7 protein-coding genes are annotated in these 15325 nt (G+C 63.0%); 2 read left to right on the plus strand and 5 right to left on the minus strand.

What is annotated here, in order from left to right:
• Positions 1-3: 3 nt before the first annotated feature.
• From J5M58_RS11495 to J5M58_RS11515, 5 genes are all read right to left on the minus strand, one after another.
• On the minus strand, positions 4-1650 hold the full coding sequence (locus J5M58_RS11495) for an acyl-CoA synthetase (protein WP_207878160.1): 1647 nt from the start codon (positions 1648-1650) through the stop codon (positions 4-6).
• A 121-nt stretch (positions 1651-1771) separates the two neighbouring features.
• Complete coding sequence (locus tag J5M58_RS11500) at positions 1772-6328, minus strand: NEL-type E3 ubiquitin ligase domain-containing protein (RefSeq protein ID WP_112253279.1); 4557 nt, start codon at positions 6326-6328, stop codon at positions 1772-1774.
• Between the two features lie 118 nt (positions 6329-6446).
• Positions 6447-10934, minus strand: coding sequence for an NEL-type E3 ubiquitin ligase domain-containing protein (locus J5M58_RS11505; protein WP_207878161.1), 4488 nt, complete (start codon positions 10932-10934; stop codon positions 6447-6449).
• Between the two features lie 99 nt (positions 10935-11033).
• Positions 11034-12053 carry an AraC family transcriptional regulator gene (locus tag J5M58_RS11510; RefSeq protein ID WP_207878162.1) on the minus strand — a complete coding sequence of 340 codons (1020 nt, stop codon included), beginning with the start codon at positions 12051-12053 and terminating at the stop codon, positions 11034-11036.
• Between the two features lie 54 nt (positions 12054-12107).
• The gene (locus tag J5M58_RS11515) at positions 12108-12971 is read right to left on the minus strand and encodes a LysR substrate-binding domain-containing protein (protein ID WP_112253282.1); all 864 of its coding nucleotides are present in this window, start codon (positions 12969-12971) and stop codon (positions 12108-12110) included.
• Positions 12972-13328: 357 nt separating this feature from the next.
• On the opposite strand from J5M58_RS11515, the gene J5M58_RS11520 reads away from it, so the two are divergent.
• Both J5M58_RS11520 and phnX read left to right on the plus strand, forming a co-directional pair.
• A complete protein-coding gene (locus tag J5M58_RS11520; protein ID WP_112253283.1) occupies positions 13329-14435 on the plus strand; it encodes a 2-aminoethylphosphonate--pyruvate transaminase in 1107 nt (368 codons plus the stop codon).
• Positions 14436-14469: 34 nt separating this feature from the next.
• Complete coding sequence (gene phnX, locus J5M58_RS11525) at positions 14470-15297, plus strand: phosphonoacetaldehyde hydrolase (protein ID WP_207878163.1); 828 nt, start codon at positions 14470-14472, stop codon at positions 15295-15297.
• Positions 15298-15325 lie beyond the last annotated feature (28 nt).

Genomic DNA, 15325 nt, shown 5'->3' on the forward strand with positions numbered 1-15325 from the left:
CTTTCAGGCGCTGGCAGGGGTGGCCTGTTGCGCTTGTTGTTTGGCGACTTCCTGGTTGCGCAGGATGAAGCGTTGCAGCTTGCCGCTCGGGGTCTTGGGCAGCTCGCTGACGAATTCGATTTCCCTTGGGTAGGCATGGGCGTACAGGCGCTGGCGTACGTGCTGGCGCAAAGCCTCTTCAAGCTCGGCGCTGCCCTGGTAACCGCTGGCCAATACCACGAAGGCCTTGATCAGCTCGGTGCGTTCCGGGTCCGGTTTGCCAATCACCGCCGCTTCGATCACCGCCGGGTGCTCGATCAGTGCGCTTTCCACATCGAACGGGCCGACCCGGTAGCCGGAGGTGGTGATCACATCGTCGCTGCGGCCGACGAAGCTGATGCTGCCGTCCTGGTTCAGTTCGACGGTGTCGCCGCTGAGGTAGTACTTGCCGACGAAGGCTTTGGTCGGCAGGCCGTGGTAACCCGCGAACCAGCACAACGGCGACTGCTCGCGGTCGACCGCGAGGATGCCCGGCTGGCCGGCAGGCAGTTCGTTGCCCTGCTCGTCCAGCACCACGATGCGGTGGCCGGGGATGGCGAAACCGGCCGAGCCCAGGTGTACCGGGTGCTGCAGGCCATGGTGGTTGCACAGCACCATGCCCAGTTCGGTCTGCCCGTAGTGGTCGTGGATGGTCACGCCCAGTTCGTCGGCGAACCAGCGGATCACTTCCGGGTTGAGCGGTTCGCCGGCACTGCTGACCACCCGCAGGCGGCCCTTGATCGGTGCCGAGAAATCCGGCCCGGCGGCAATCAGCAGGCGGTACGCGGTGGGCGAGCCGGCCAGGTTGGTGATGCCCAGCTTGTCGATCACCTGCGCGCAGCTTTCAACGCTGAACGGGCCGTCGTAGAAGGTGGTGGCATGGCCCAGCGACAGCGGGCCGGTGACCGCGTAATACAGGCCATAGGCCCAACCCGGGTCGGCCAGGTTCCAGAAGTTGTCCTCGGGGCGCAGGTCGATGGCATCGCGCATGTAGCCCTGGAACGCGACGATGGCACGCAGCGGCACTTCCAGCGGTTTGGCCGGGCCAGTGGTGCCGGAGGTGAACATCAGCAGGAACGGGTCGTTGCCCGAGCGCATGACCGGCTCGCATACGTCTGCGGCACTGTCCAGACACTGCTGGAAGTCCAGCTCGCCGCTGCGGGCCTTGACAGTGATGATGGTCGGGCAGGCGTGCACATCGTCCAGCTTGGCGCGGTTGTGGCTGTCGGTGACGACCACGCGGGCGTGGGACTGCTCAAGGCGATGTTCGATGGCCTTGGGGCCGAACGCGGTAAACAGTGGCTGGTACACCGCCCCGAGACGCCAGGTGGCGAGGATGGTGACCAGCAGCTCGGGAGTACGCGGCATCAGTCCGGCGACCCGGTCGCCGGCGCCTACGCCATGCTCCCTGAGCACCGTGGCGAACCGCGCAGCCTGGTCCTTGAGCTGATCGAAGCTGTATCGTGCGCTGTTGCCATCACGGTCTTCCCAGACCAGCGCCAGCTTGCCGGTACCGGCGTGGCGGTCGCAGCATTCGACACAGGCATTGAGGGCTTCAAGGCTACCCTGCAGCGCCGCCGCAACAGCCTGGTCATGGTCAAACGTACGAGCGGCCTGAGCGTAGTCGCGCATCGTCGAACTCCTGGTTTGTTGTTTTTGTTAACCATCGGTTCGACGATATTCGCGCTGCCCGGGCGCGGCGACAATGGCCAAAGCTGTCAATATGGATGACCGGTTTGGCCGTTTGGGCGCGTCAGACCGGCCGCGCCAGCGCTTCTCTGGTCAGGCGCAAGTTCAGCGCGGCAAGCGCCCGTGCGCGGGCTTGCTGAAGGTTTCGCGCCTGCTGCAGATAGCCAGGGTCACCCAGCGCGGCGGCAGCACTGCGCTGCGCCTGCCCTTGTGCTTCCACAGCCTGCCATTGTTCGAGGAAGTCGTCCTCGACCGCGCTGTAGAGCGATGGATGAAGTGCCCGCAAGGACTTGATCCAGAACCCGAGCTTGCTGATGAATGCAGGTCGCTCCTCGCTGGCTTCAGCTGTAAGCACCGAAACATAGGCCGCGTCCAGGTCTGCCGGGCTAACCTCGACCATGTGCGCAAAATAGGTGCTGGTGGGCTGACCGAGCAGATTGAGACGCTGCGCCAGCCCCACCCGATAAGCCAGGCTGACCTCCACCTCCTCCTCGTCGTGCTCACCTTGCTCCCAGCGGCCATCTGCATACCTTGCGTCCATGTTCGCGCGGGCGAGCTTTTCGACCTGGTCCAAGCGGAACAGGCGCCGAGCGAGCATCAGGCGTTCCTTGGCAGTTGCGCCGGGTTCACCGTTGTGGGTGAACTCGGCCACATGCATACCCACCTCCAACTGACTGAAACAATGCGCTACGCTGTCGGCACAAGTACGCGGGTCGGCCGCCAAGTCGAACAGGTCCCTGCGCACCCGGGCATCGCCCTTGGCTGCTGCCACCACCCTCCATACCCTTCGCCCGGTCTCCTGCGGCGCTGCCCTGAAATCGGCGCTTTCCACCAATTCGTCGAGCAGCCCGAAAAATGCATCGCTGTCCGCTTCGATGCGCAGCGCATCCCACAGCGCTTCATGGGCTTGACGCTGGTTGTCATCGAGCGTGCCCAGCCAGGTGTTCTTCGATACGACGGGCTCCAGCTCGACCAGCGTCGGCTGGCCGGGGTGCGCAGGGTTGCGCAGTTGGTCCATCACTTGCTCCGACAATGGGTTGCCAGACAGGATAAGCAGCTGGCGCCGCGGCACTGGTGAATCGATGAGTGCTTGCGGCAGGTCGGTGATCTGGTTGTTACGCATGTCGACATAGGTCAGCTGTTCACAAAGTTCTAGCCCTTCGGGCATTGCCGTCAGGCCAACGCGGCGCAGGCTCAGGGTTTCCAGGCTATGTAGAGCTCCCAACTGCAGAGTCACCGCGCCCAACGGGTTATCGCTGAGCTCGAGGCTGCGCAGTTCGCCGAGGCCAGCCAGCACCGCCGCCTGGTCCTCGTCCAGGCGAATCTGATTACCGGCAAGGTTCAGCTCGCGCAGCTGGCCGAGGTTCTCCAAGCCGGCAGGCAGTGCATGCAGATCGTTGTAGGCAAGGTTGAGTACCTGCACATTGGGGAAGAACGACAGGAAATCCTCAGGCAGCGCCGGCAGGCGCAGGTTGACCAACACCAACTGGTCGATGTGGCCAAAATCCGTGCCGGCGGGCAATTCGGGCAGCTCGCCCAGAGGAATGGAGATCAGAGAAACGTTTGCCTGCCTGCCGCCCTGCGGCCGGGCCGCCAAACGGAAGGTCTCCATTCGCCACGCCCGCTGAAATTCGATGCTGGCTTGCAGGCGATGATCACGCACATGTCTATTGGCATGCCGCGCCCAGGCATTGAGGCGCTGGGACAGCTGATCGTATTCCAGCTCCAGCCGCAGTACCGAGCTGAACGGTGACGCGCTGTGCTGGTAAAGCAAATCGATGTAATGCTCGGCCTGCACTTCATTCAAGCTCGGATAAAGCGCGAGGATCCTGCGGCGTAACACGCACTCAGGCGAGTCCAGGCACGACAGCACCGGGCCGAGCGGGTAGCCGGCGCGGCCATCGCCGAGCCGCTGGAAGGTGGCGCCAAGCGGCCTGGCTTCACGCCAGCCTAACAAGGCCAGCTGTTCCTTGGGTTCAGATGGCAGCCAGGCCTGTATCTGCGCGCGGATGCGCTGCGGCGCATCGTCACCCAGCCAGCCCAGCCGACGGCAGTAGGCAGGGGAAAGGCAGGCCGCGAGCACTTCGAACAAGCCTTGCGGCTGCGCGACATCCAGGTCGCTGCGCCTGCCAGCGTCGTCATACAGCTCGAAGCGCCCCGCTGACCAGACCATGTGCAGCCTTTGCGGCGGCTTGCCAAATGCCGGCAGCAAGCGCTCGAGTACCGGGCTGCTGGACGAGCGCTCATGCAGCACCAGGTCGGTCTGGTCGGCAGCGAGCCCCTGACGTTGCAACAGACGAAATACCAAAGTAACGGCATCATGGCTGTAGCTGTCACGCAAACACAATGCCTCGCGCAGGCGGGTCAGCCGAGCACGCTGCTGCTGCAGCCGCGCCTGTTGAGCCAATACCAGCGGCAGGCGCGAACTGCTCTGCATGCTTGCTCGCATTTCGCTGGTGGCCGTTCTGAGGATATCCGACGCATAGGCTTTGGGCAGTTGCGGGAAATGGCGAGCGAACAACGGCCACAACGGCTCTTCGCGCAGGTATCGCTCAGCAAAATGATCCAGCATGGCAGGGCGCAGTTGGCCGGCCTGGTCGCTCGCGGCATCCACTGGCGCACCCAGTTTCTGGCTACACCAGTTGAGCCGATCGGCAAAGGCCGCGCCTTCAGCCGAACCGTCAAAAAAGGCTTGGTTCTGAGTATGCACCGCGAACCGCTCGAGGGTGTCGCGCAGCGTCACCGGTAACGGTCGGGATTCGACCACCAGCCGACGCAACCCCGCCTCGTCTGTGCCCGCAACCAGCAGTATCTGCGCCACCTGCTCGGCTGACAGGGTTCTGGCCGCCGGCCACAGGCGTGTGAGCAAGTACGCGCTCCCTTGCCATTGCTGTGGCCGGTCCAGGCTCAGCCACCAGCCGCGTTCGCCATTACTGCGCAGCAGCGGGCCGAATGCTTGCGGGCCATCCGGGTGCAGCAAGCGCCACGCGCCCTTGCTGTCCTGATACACGCCGTAAAATTTCCCATCGTTGTGCCACCATAATTCACCGGCACCGCTGAACAGCCCGTCGTGGCGTTCAGTCATCTCAACATCAGGGTCTGCTTGTCGATACGGCGCCAGATCGGACAACCAGAGTTTCTCCTGCCCCTGCTCAGTGATAACGGGTTCGAGCGTCTCGACAAAAACGCTACGCGCCGTGTAGGCCGCCACGGACGCCACCCCAAGCGTTGCAACCGCGCCAGCCACCTCCAGCAAATGCTGCAAGGCTTCGTGCTGGTGACCTTGGGACCAGTCGCTGACGCCTTCGTACACATGCCCCAACACTTGCCTGGCCATGTCTGCCAACAGCAAGGTGCCCACCACAGGCACGAACAAACCGGCCAGGGTCAGCAGACCGATGCCGGCGTTTTTCAGTGCGGTCAGGCGCACCGCAGCCGCTTGGCTATCCACGCGAGCCGAGGGAACCGCCACAAACATCGCGTCGTTCTTGATACGACGCGCCTGCCAGCGGGCCATATCGATGAACCACTTACCATCGGTTTTCGACCGGCCAGGCTGCAAGTCTGGCTGGGCATCACTCAAGCGCACAGCCAACAAAGCCTGGAAACCCGCCCGATCATGCAAAGCGATGCGCTGCAGCAAAGCATGCTGAAATGCCACTTGCGCCAGCTCACGGACCAGAGCTTGCTTGACAGCGCCCCAATCCGCAAAACGACGTAACGACGCTGACGCCGCGCCGGGGAGGTAAATGATCACGCCTTTGAGACGATCAGGCGGCCCCACCGGGAAATCACTCTGCCGCCGGATCGGCTCGCGCAACTCGAAGGCCAGGGCGCCGTCGACCCGTTTTCCCAGAACCTTTAACGCCCCGGTGTCAACGACCAGCCCCTCGGCATGGAGTGCTGGCTTGTCTTGGCAAATCAAGCTTAACGCCATGCCATCGGCACTGTTGAGCTGCCCTTTCAGGCAGGCCAGCTCGATGGCGAGTGCCAGCTCCTGGCGTTTGTCTTGCGCCAGCGCATCGACGAAGGCTGGGCCCAGTACCCGGGCAAGATGCGCCTGGTAAGCGGCCCCGACATCGACTTCCCGGCAGACGGCGACCAGATCATCGATTCGGTCGGTCAATATGACGGGCGCTTGCTGGCCCGCAGCCTGTGGCCCGAGCACTGCGGTCTGGTTGGCGAAAGACTCGCCTGCAGTAAAATTTTGCAGCAGTTTTTGCAGCAACGGCTGCTGGACGAAACGTGTTTCGAAGTCTGGCGGAAGCAAACCCGGAATGGGCTCGAATGGCCGCTGGCTGACATGAATGCGCGCTTCTCGCCAGACGGCGGTATCCAGCTCGATCACCTGCCCCAGCCGGCTTGCAATGGCTGGTTGAAGCAGACCTTTCGCGAATTCCCCAAGCGGTTGCAACTGGCCGCTATAACGGGCCATCTGCTTCTGGCTTTGCAAATGCGCAGTCACACAGTCATGCAAGCGCCTGACTTGTTGCGCACTGGCTTTGGCAAGCCACTCGGGCAAATGACTGGCAATGAAGCCATTGCCAGGGTAAGAGGAGGCGCGGAGCGCCTTTGCGGGACACATAGGCAGAGCCCTGTCTGGTTGAAGGGCCATCACCATGATCAGCCAGCCTCGGTACAGACAGCAGGAACGCTTGCCTCTGGGCAGCAACCATCTCGGGCAAGCGTCCTGGGCGAGATACGAATTTCACTCTCCTGCGCGATCGATAGCAGGGCGATCAGGCGCCGTGGTCAGGCCTGGCTTGCAATATTTCCTTGGTAAATTCCACAACCAACCTGTAGCGGTCCGAGGTCCGCCTGTATTCAAGCTCATCCCATTCAGCCTGAGGTGCCTGCGCGCCGGCGCCCTGCTCCGTCTGAGCGGACAATGCGTTTGCCTGCTGCGCATAGTGCGTATCGAGCTCCTCGAAGCGCTGCTGATTCTGGCTTTCCACCCAACCGCTCCAGAACGGTTGCAACGCGAGAAACTCGGCCTGCGCCTCTACGGTCTCGCTTTCGCGGACGAATGCGCGCGCTGCTTCCAGCTGAGCTGGGGTAACATTGGCCAGATCGCCGTACCTGAATGACGAGGGTTGCCCTGGCAAGCCCATTTCCTGCGCCAATGCCACGCTGTAGGCGAGCTTGACCTCTATCGGGTCTACCTGTTGGTGCAGGCTCTCGCGCGTGGCAATGTCCATGCGTGCGAACCTTTGCAACCTTTCCAGCCGGAACAAGCCAAGCCCCAGTTGCAACAAGCCATCCTGCTGGACGTCGGTGGCTCGGTTGGTCTGGGCGATCAGGGCTTGCAGATGCATTTCGCTGAAGCGTTCGGCAATGCTGTCGGCGCAGGTCGTCCTGTCTTCGGCGATGGCTGTCACCTGGCCTGCAAGCTCGGCATCTTCATCCATCGCCTCGAGCAGCCCCCACACCTGCAGTGTCAGATCGGCTCGGTGCCTGTGGTAGTCCTTGGTGTTCTGCAGCGCCTGCAAGATATCCAGCACACGCGCACGGCCCGCCACGCCGAACACACGGTCCCAACGATCACGCTGCACCTGGGTGGCGGCCTCGCCCAGCCACAGCTGGCGAGCCGGGACTTGCGCCATCGGTGCGGCTTGTGGGTGCGCCAAATGGGCCGGCGGAGCATGCAATCTGGCCAACTGCCGTGCAGGAATGGCGTTGTTCTGCACCTGAAAAGCCATACGAAACTCATACGGCATTTGCATGATCGCCTGTGGCACCTCGGTAATCTGGTTACAGCGCAGATCCACCACGGTGAGCAGGGCACATTGTTCCAGCCCTGTGGGCCATTCCACCAGGCTGCAATGGCGCAGATGCAGCGCTTGCAACTGCGGAGCCGAGTTGAAACGCAGTGCCAGGCGCCGCAACGGATTGGCGCTCAGGTCCAGCACGGACAGATGCTGTAACCCGCTCAAGGTTTCGCTTCCCATTTCGCCCCACTGGATGCGGTTATAAGACAGTTGCAAGTTTTCCAGGTTGGCCATGTGCCGCAGCCCGGCGGGCACCCGGCGCAGGTGGTTTCTGGAAAAATTCAGCCTGCGCACTTCTCTGAAGCAGCTGAAGAACTCGTTAGGCTCCACGACCAGCGGCGTATTGATCATCACCAGCGTGGTCACGAAATGGAAGTCGAGGGCCTCTGCCAGTTCCGGCAGGCTGCTGACCTGAAAGCCGCTCAGGTCAAGAATCCGCCCACCCAGTTCGGCATGCATCGTGTCGAGGGGCAATTGCCGGCGCCAAGCCTGGCGTAACCGGGCTGCAAACAACCGCCGCGGCCCCGCCTCGTTGCCCCTGGCATACGAAACCCATCGGCCTAGACGGTGGTTGAGCAGGCGAAAATTTTCTTCCTCGGCAAGCATCGCTGCGAACGGGTCTTCGCTGCGGTTGATCCTGTCCAGGTGTTCATCGATTTCTGCTTCTCTCGCACCATGGTAAAGGCTTCTGAGCCGCGCGCGCAGTTGGCCCACATAGCCCTGTTCGGTAGACTGCTGACCGCCCAGAGGGTAACCCACTCGCCCGTCAGGCAAGCGCTGCCCGGGGTTGAACCAACCTGGCTGCTCTCGCCAGCCGAGCCGCCTGAGCAACTGCGTACGCGTCGTCGGTATTGCCTTGGTAATCAGTCGGCGCAGCGCACCGGCCGGGTTCGCGGGGTCAAGCTTCAACCGGCTTTGCTGTCCGGGTGACAGCGTGGCAACAACCGCCGCGAAGATGTCGTCTGGTGCATCCACCTCTTTATCGAGCAACGCGCCTCGATGATCATACAACTTGAATTGCCCCTCGGCGTGCACCAGTACTACCCCGGCCTCTGCAGGTGCTTGCAAGTTGAGGATCGCGATCAGGCGGCCCGACGCGCTTTTTGCGCGCAGCTCCAGCCGCTGCTGGAAAGACCAGTTGGCCAGGTGTGGTAACAGCTGCATCAGCAGCTCGCCGCTTTCGTCACTGTAAGCGTTGCGCAGCAGCAGGCCTTGTTGAGCCCGGCTCAGCCTGGCCAGCTGCAGCAACGCTCGGGCTTTTTCGGCGACCGGCAGCGGCAGCCGCTGCAACAGCTCGATCTGCTGCCGGGTTTCGCCAGTGACCGAGTGAGCCAACTCCAGAGCATAGCCCACAGGCAACCCTGCAAAGTCACGCATGACTACGCCTGCAACGCGGTCCTCCGTGGTCGCTTCCTGGGTCAGGTGGGCAAACAGTTCCGCGCGCAATGTCGAGCTGTGTTCGACAACCGCAGCAGCCAGGTCGGCGTCCTCGACGCCGGCAAATTGCGGACGTTGCCGGCAGTACTGGAGGAGTGCTGGATCCGCCCCAGCCTCGGCGGCGCCGAGCGCGGCAAAAAACATCTCGATGCGCCGATCCGCCTCGAAGCGGCGCAAGGTATCACGCAGGTTGGCTGGCAAGGCGCGGTTATCAAGGACGATACCGCGCAGCTCGTCCAGGTCACTGCCTGCTACTCGCAATATTGCTTCGGCACGCTGTGAGTCCAGTGGCTGTGCCTGCGGCCACAGCCGGTTGAGCATCTGCGCTGGATCGCTCCAGGCTGCGAGGCGCTCTTGCGGCAAGTGCCAAAAGCGCTCCCCGTTGAAATCGACTGCAGGCCCATAGGCTTCACTGCGCAGTGGATGACGCAAGCGCCAGCCGCCACCCACGTTCGGCTGGTGCACCTCATAGTAATCATCAGCGATGCGTAGCCAGTGCCGCTGACCGGTGCTGTAGAGGCCTCGCTCATCCAGCAACGCATGTTGCTCCAGATCACAGGCATACGCCGTCAGATCATTTTGCCAGAGACGTGCGCCTCCACCTTCGAGGCTGACCGGCACCAGGTCGTCGACGAATGTACTGCGCTGTAACAGCCGTACCACAGCCCCGGCACCCGCCACCGCGCCGGTGGTGATGGCTACGCCCGCAGCAATCTGCGCAACGCCAAGCAAATGTTCAAGTGCCTCGTGGTCATGCCCCTCGGCCCAGTCGGCCATCCCTTCATAGGTATGGGAACAAACCTGGCGCAGCAAGTCGGCCAGCAATGCTGCCCCCACCAGCGGAATGAAGAATCCGGCGAGGTTGGCCAGGTTCCAACCGGCCGAACTCCAGGTCGCCAGGCGCTCCTGACTGGCCTTGGCGTCGGCATCAGCGGTGGGCACCAAAAGCAGCCGCGCATCATCTTTGGCCCGATCGATCAGCGCCGCTACCCAACGCTCGCCAATGGCGCCATGCCCCGCCTCGCCTTCCACTTCAAGATCGGGTTCAGCATCTGCCAGGCGCAATCCCAGTTGATCAAGAAACGGCTTTCGCTCGCGCAGGGCTATGCGTTGGCTGAATGCTGCCAGGGGCTCCGGCGTCGATAACTGGCGGACCAGCGCCTGCTCAAGGGCCAGCTTCGAGTCATAGCGGCGCAACGGATGATCGGAGCCATCTGCCAGGTACAGGATTACCCCTTGATCACTGTCATCGTGGCCGCGCAACTGTATGTACAGCGCCTCGTGCACGGTATGGCCGAGCATGCTCAGCAAGCCAGGATACGCGATCAATGCGGGAGCGGGATCCTGTGGTGCCCTGGCACTGGGCGCGAAACAGGCATCCAACGCTGCTTTCACTGTCGCGTCGATCTGCCCGCGCAAGAGCGCGACCTGCGCGGCAAGCCGCAGCGCGGCGAGTTTGTCACCGACCAGTACCGCCCGGTGGCGTCTGAAGTTGTCGGTGAGCAAGGTCTGATACCTGCCACCCGCATCCAGGCTTCGGCAGGCAAACACGAGCGAATCGATATCCTCGGACACCAGCGTTTGCGTGACAGGATCGTAAAGGCCACTGCCATCCAGCGGGGTGGCGCCTTCGGCGAAGTTCTGCATCAGGCGCAACAAGGCAGGGCCTTCCTTGTAGGTGTATCGCAGGTGCGGCAGCGAGACACCCAGCAGCTCCACTCCCTTGTCTCGCCACTGCAGCTTGCTGAGTGATTTGCCCGCTGGCAGAAACCGGCTCAGGGCCCGGGCGAACTGGGTTGCGGCAAACTGCTGCACTGGGGCGACCGCTTGCGTCGCATCCTTCACTCGCTTCTGGCTGGCCTTGTGCGCGTCGAGCAGGCGGCGTAGTTCGCTGATTTGCCCCACGGATGCTTCTTTTAGCCAGTCTGGCAAGCGCTGCTGGATGAAACGGTCGGTGGCCCGTTGCTCATCCTCCACGGTGTATGCGAGGGGCTTTTGCGAAACGGCGGCAAACTGGCGCATGGGCTGTGCTCTGATCGGCGGAAAGAGACGCACAATCTTTCATCGAAGCGCCCTGCCGGTCAGGGGGAACTACCTCACCCGCTAGCCTTCAACAGCCCGTCAACGCCTGCCGCGGGCCTGGGTCTGCTCGCGATATTGCCCAGGGTTGCAGCCAAACCATTTGCGAAATGCCTTGTAGAACGAGCTGCTGTCGGCAAACCCCAGGCGCTCGGCAATTTCAACCATGCCTGGCTGTGGCTGGCTCAACCAGGCAATGGCGAGCTCGCGCCGGACGCTGTCTTTAAGGCCTTGATACGACTGCCCTTCTTCAGCCAGGCGACGGCGCAAGGTGGAAGGTGACAAGCACAGACGCCTTGCCAGGCTGTCGCTGTCGGGCCAACGGCCAGGGTCCAGGCCCAATAGATCGCTCCGGATACGCAGGCCCAGGCTGGCTGGGTCACGGTATTTCACCAGGATATTGCCCGGCGCTTCGGCAAGAAAGCGCTGCAGCTCTTCTTCGGTACGACGCGGCGGCTGGTCGAGGCCGTCTGCCGCCATTACCAGCCGGGTCAATGGCCGCTCGAAGTGCAGGTTGTCCGAGAACATCACGCGATAGTCTTCGCAAAATGGCGGCGCGCTGCAACGCAGGTCGATGGCCAGTATCGGAATGCGTCGCCCGGCCAACCAGCACGCAACACCATGCACGATCATCCAGAAGGTGAAATAGGTAAACGCCCGGCGGGGTTGATCGCGGGGTTCGTTGATCACGATCTCGGCCAAGCCCTGCTGACGCACCAGGGCCGGTTGCAGGTCCTGCAGCATCAATGACAAAAAGGCCAGGGCCGTTTCCAGACCGGCGCCGAGGGTAGGTTGCGCCATGCTGGCCCGGCACATGAACGCCAGGCTGCCATTGCGCAAGCCGCGCGGGTCCATGGCAAAAAACTCATCGTTGCAACGCCGCGCCAGCAGGCGCCAGAGCCGGGCATAGGCCTGCGCCCCAACGCGCGCATCCGGCTGGTGCAACTGGTCGGCGTCGATACCGGCGCGCGTCAGCAACCCCCTGTCAGGCTCGCCGGCCGGGCAGGTTTGTAAAAGTGCCTCACGCACCAGGTGCATGGAGATGGTGTCTTTTTCGCTCATCGGCCGTCCCGTCGGCTTGATCTCGGTAGTTACGGCCACCTTGGGCAACCGCCATCAGAGTGTTGCCGCCAGCCCCAGAAAAGCCTGGATCAGGCGCAGTTCCCGGCGCCGCTCCAGGCAGCCGACCAGGTGCTGGTTGACCAGCCCCTGCCCGGCCAGGGGCCGGGCGACCACCCGCGGGTCACTGGCGACCTCGGTGGACGAAACCACGCCAATGCCAAGTTCCGCTGCCACTGCCTCGGTGACCGCTTCGCGGCTGTCCAGCTCCAGCAGTACGCGCGGCTGCACCGTCGCCGCCAGGCAGGCCTTGTCGAACGTGCGGCGGGTAGTGGAACTGGGCTCGCGCAGTACCATGATCTGCTGATGAAGCGCTGTCAGCGGCAGGTCGCCCTGCTCTGCCGCCCAGGCATGCCCCACTGGCAGCAAGGCACACAGGCGTGACTGGCAAAGGCTCTGCAAATGCAAGCCCTTGCGCGGTTCGATCTCGGTCAGCACGGCGACATCGGCATGTTCACCGAGCAACGCGGCCAGGGTTTCCTGGGCATTGCCCAGCCGCAGATTGACGGTGATACCCGGGTAGCGCTCGCGCAGTATTGCCAGCATCGGCATGACCCGATGCGGGCCGTCGGCGGCCACTTCCAGACGCCCGGTCAGTAGTTGCCGGTTGGCTTCGAGCATGGCTTGCGCTTCGTCGGCGAGGCTGAACATGGCCCGCGTGATGGCTGCCAGGCGGGTGCCCTCTTCTGTCAGCTCCACCCGGCGGGCCGTGCGCCGCAGCAAGGTAATCTGATAATGCTCCTCCAGCGCCTTGATGTGACCGGTCACCGCCGGCTGGCTGATGAACAGGCGTGCGGCGGCGCGGGTAAAACTGCCTTCACGGGCTACCGCGTCGAAAGCACGCAACTGGAACAGGTTCATGGACATAGGCCTGGCTAATGCTCGAATTGTCTGCGAGCAATTTGACTGATGAGGGCGTCAGCTAGCAAGGGCAATCAGCGAAGGCATGTGTGGCCAGGTACCAACTGCTTCTCGAATGAGCGCGATAGCACGTATGACAGGTGGACCGGTAAACGTGGCCAGTTGCTTCTGACTGGCCAGGCAGGCAGGTGCTGCGCGATGAAATCGTCGAGGGAAACAGGCGTAAAGCAGAGGAACGCGGGGCCATTTATCGGCACGACTTATAGCTCGGATAACAACAAACAATTTGATTGATGACAGCGCCAATTGCAACCTAGGCCCCGTAGTTTCAGCCCACCGCTTGTGAGGAATAACGGAATGAGCAACGCCCCGATTCTGCTGACTCCCGGTCCCCTGACCACATCAATCCGCACCCGCCAAGCCATGCTGGTGGACTGGGGCTCCTGGGACCGCGACTTCAACCAACTGACTGCCAGTGTCTGCGAGCAACTGCTGGCCATCATCGATGGCAGCGCCAGCCACCACTGCGTGCCTCTGCAGGGCAGCGGCACCTTCGCCGTGGAAGCCGCGATAGGCACCCTGGTGCCACGTGATGGCAAGGTTCTGGTCCTGATCAATGGCGCTTATGGCCAGCGCCTGGCAAAGATCTGCAAGGTACTGGGCCGCAACTACAGCACCTTCGAAACCGCCGAAGACCAACCGACCACCGCCGCCGACGTCGACCGCCTGCTGGCCGCCGACCCGACCATCACCCATGTCGCGCTGATCCACTGCGAAACCAGCACCGGTATCCTCAACCCGCTGCCCGAGATCGCCCAGGTGATCAAAGGCCACGGCAAGCGCCTGATCATCGACGCCATGAGCTCGTTCGGCGCACTGCCGATCGATGCCCGCGCGATCCCCTTCGAGGCGCTGATTGCCGCCTCCGGCAAATGCCTGGAAGGCGTACCCGGCATGGGCTTCGTGTTCGCCGAGAAAACCGCCCTGGCCGCCGCCGAAGGCAACGCCCACTCGCTGGCCATGGACCTGCACGACCAGCACGCCTACATGGCCAAGACCGGCCAGTGGCGCTTCACCCCGCCAACCCACGTGGTCGCTGCCCTGCACGAGGCGCTGCAGCAATACAACGAGGAAGGTGGCCTGCCGGCGCGCCACCAGCGCTATGCCGACAACTGCAAGACCCTGCTCGACGGCATGGCCGCCATCGGCCTGCGCAGCTTCCTGCCTGCCGAGATCCAGGCGCCGATCATCGTCACCTTCCACGCACCGAAGGATCCCCGCTATCAGTTCAAGGACTTCTACGAGCGGGTCAAGGCCAAGGGCTTCATCCTCTACCCGGGCAAGCTGACCCAGGTGGAAACCTTCCGTGTCGGCTGCATCGGCGTGGTCGGAGCCGATGGCATGCAGGCTGCCGTGAATGCCGTGGCCGAAGTGCTGCGGGAAATGGAAGTGCTGGATATCTGACCCTTTGCCCACCCAATTTCAGGAACACGCGCACATGAACTACAGCAACCCAACACAGCTGCAAGCCGCCATCCTCGACTGGGCCGGCACCGTGGTCGACTTCGGCTCCTTCGCCCCGACCCAGATCTTTGTCGAAGCCTTTGCCGAATTCGATGTGCAGGTGTCCATCGAAGAAGCCCGCGGCCCGATGGGCATGGGCAAGTGGGACCACATCCGCACCCTGTGCAATGTGCCGGAAATTGCCGAGCGCTACCGCAAGGTGTTCGGCCGTACCCCGACCGACGATGATGTCACCGCGATCTACAACCGCTTCATGCCGCTGCAGATCGAGAAGATCGCCGTGCACTCGGCACTGATCCCCGGCGCCCTGGACACCCTCACCGGGCTGCGCCAGGACGGCCTGAAGATCGGTTCTTGCTCGGGTTACCCGAAGGTGGTGATGGACAAGGTGGTGGAGCTGGCCGCGCAGAACGGCTACGTGGCCGACCATGTTGTGGCCACCGACGAAACCCCGAACGGCCGCCCATGGCCGGCCCAGGCCCTGGCCAACGTGATTGCGCTGGGTATCGACGATGTGGCGGCCTGCGTGAAGGTCGACGACACCGTGCCGGGCATCCTCGAAGGCCGCCGCGCCGGCATGTGGACCGTGGCCCTGGTGTGCTCGGGCAATGCCCTGGGGCTGACCTGGGAAGGCTACCGCGCGCTTAGCGCCGAGAAGCTGGAAAGCGAGCGCCAGCGCATCCACGCCCTGTTCGCCGGCTCTCGACCGCACTATCTGATAGACACCATCAACGAACTGCCCGAAGTGATCGCCGACATCAACCGGCGCCTGGCCCAGGGTGAGATGCCGCAAACATCCTGACCCGGCCACTGGGGCCGCTTTGCGGCCC

It is taken from the genome of Pseudomonas sp. 32_A, assembly GCF_017490905.1.
GTDB classification, from domain to species: domain Bacteria; phylum Pseudomonadota; class Gammaproteobacteria; order Pseudomonadales; family Pseudomonadaceae; genus Aquipseudomonas; species Aquipseudomonas inefficax.

What these genes read in the sequence shown, in the direction of transcription:
- J5M58_RS11495 (WP_207878160.1), bottom strand. Translation starts at nt 1,650, where the DNA reads ATGCGCGACTACGCTCAGGCCGCTCGTACGTTTGACCATGACCAGGCT.
- J5M58_RS11500 (WP_112253279.1), bottom strand. Translation starts at nt 6,328, where the DNA reads ATGGTGATGGCCCTTCAACCAGACAGGGCTCTGCCTATGTGTCCCGCA.
- J5M58_RS11505 (WP_207878161.1), bottom strand. Translation starts at nt 10,934, where the DNA reads ATGCGCCAGTTTGCCGCCGTTTCGCAAAAGCCCCTCGCATACACCGTG.
- J5M58_RS11510 (WP_207878162.1), bottom strand. Translation starts at nt 12,053, where the DNA reads ATGAGCGAAAAAGACACCATCTCCATGCACCTGGTGCGTGAGGCACTT.
- J5M58_RS11515 (WP_112253282.1), bottom strand. Translation starts at nt 12,971, where the DNA reads ATGAACCTGTTCCAGTTGCGTGCTTTCGACGCGGTAGCCCGTGAAGGC.
- J5M58_RS11520 (WP_112253283.1), top strand. Translation starts at nt 13,329, where the DNA reads ATGAGCAACGCCCCGATTCTGCTGACTCCCGGTCCCCTGACCACATCA.
- phnX (WP_207878163.1), top strand. Translation starts at nt 14,470, where the DNA reads ATGAACTACAGCAACCCAACACAGCTGCAAGCCGCCATCCTCGACTGG.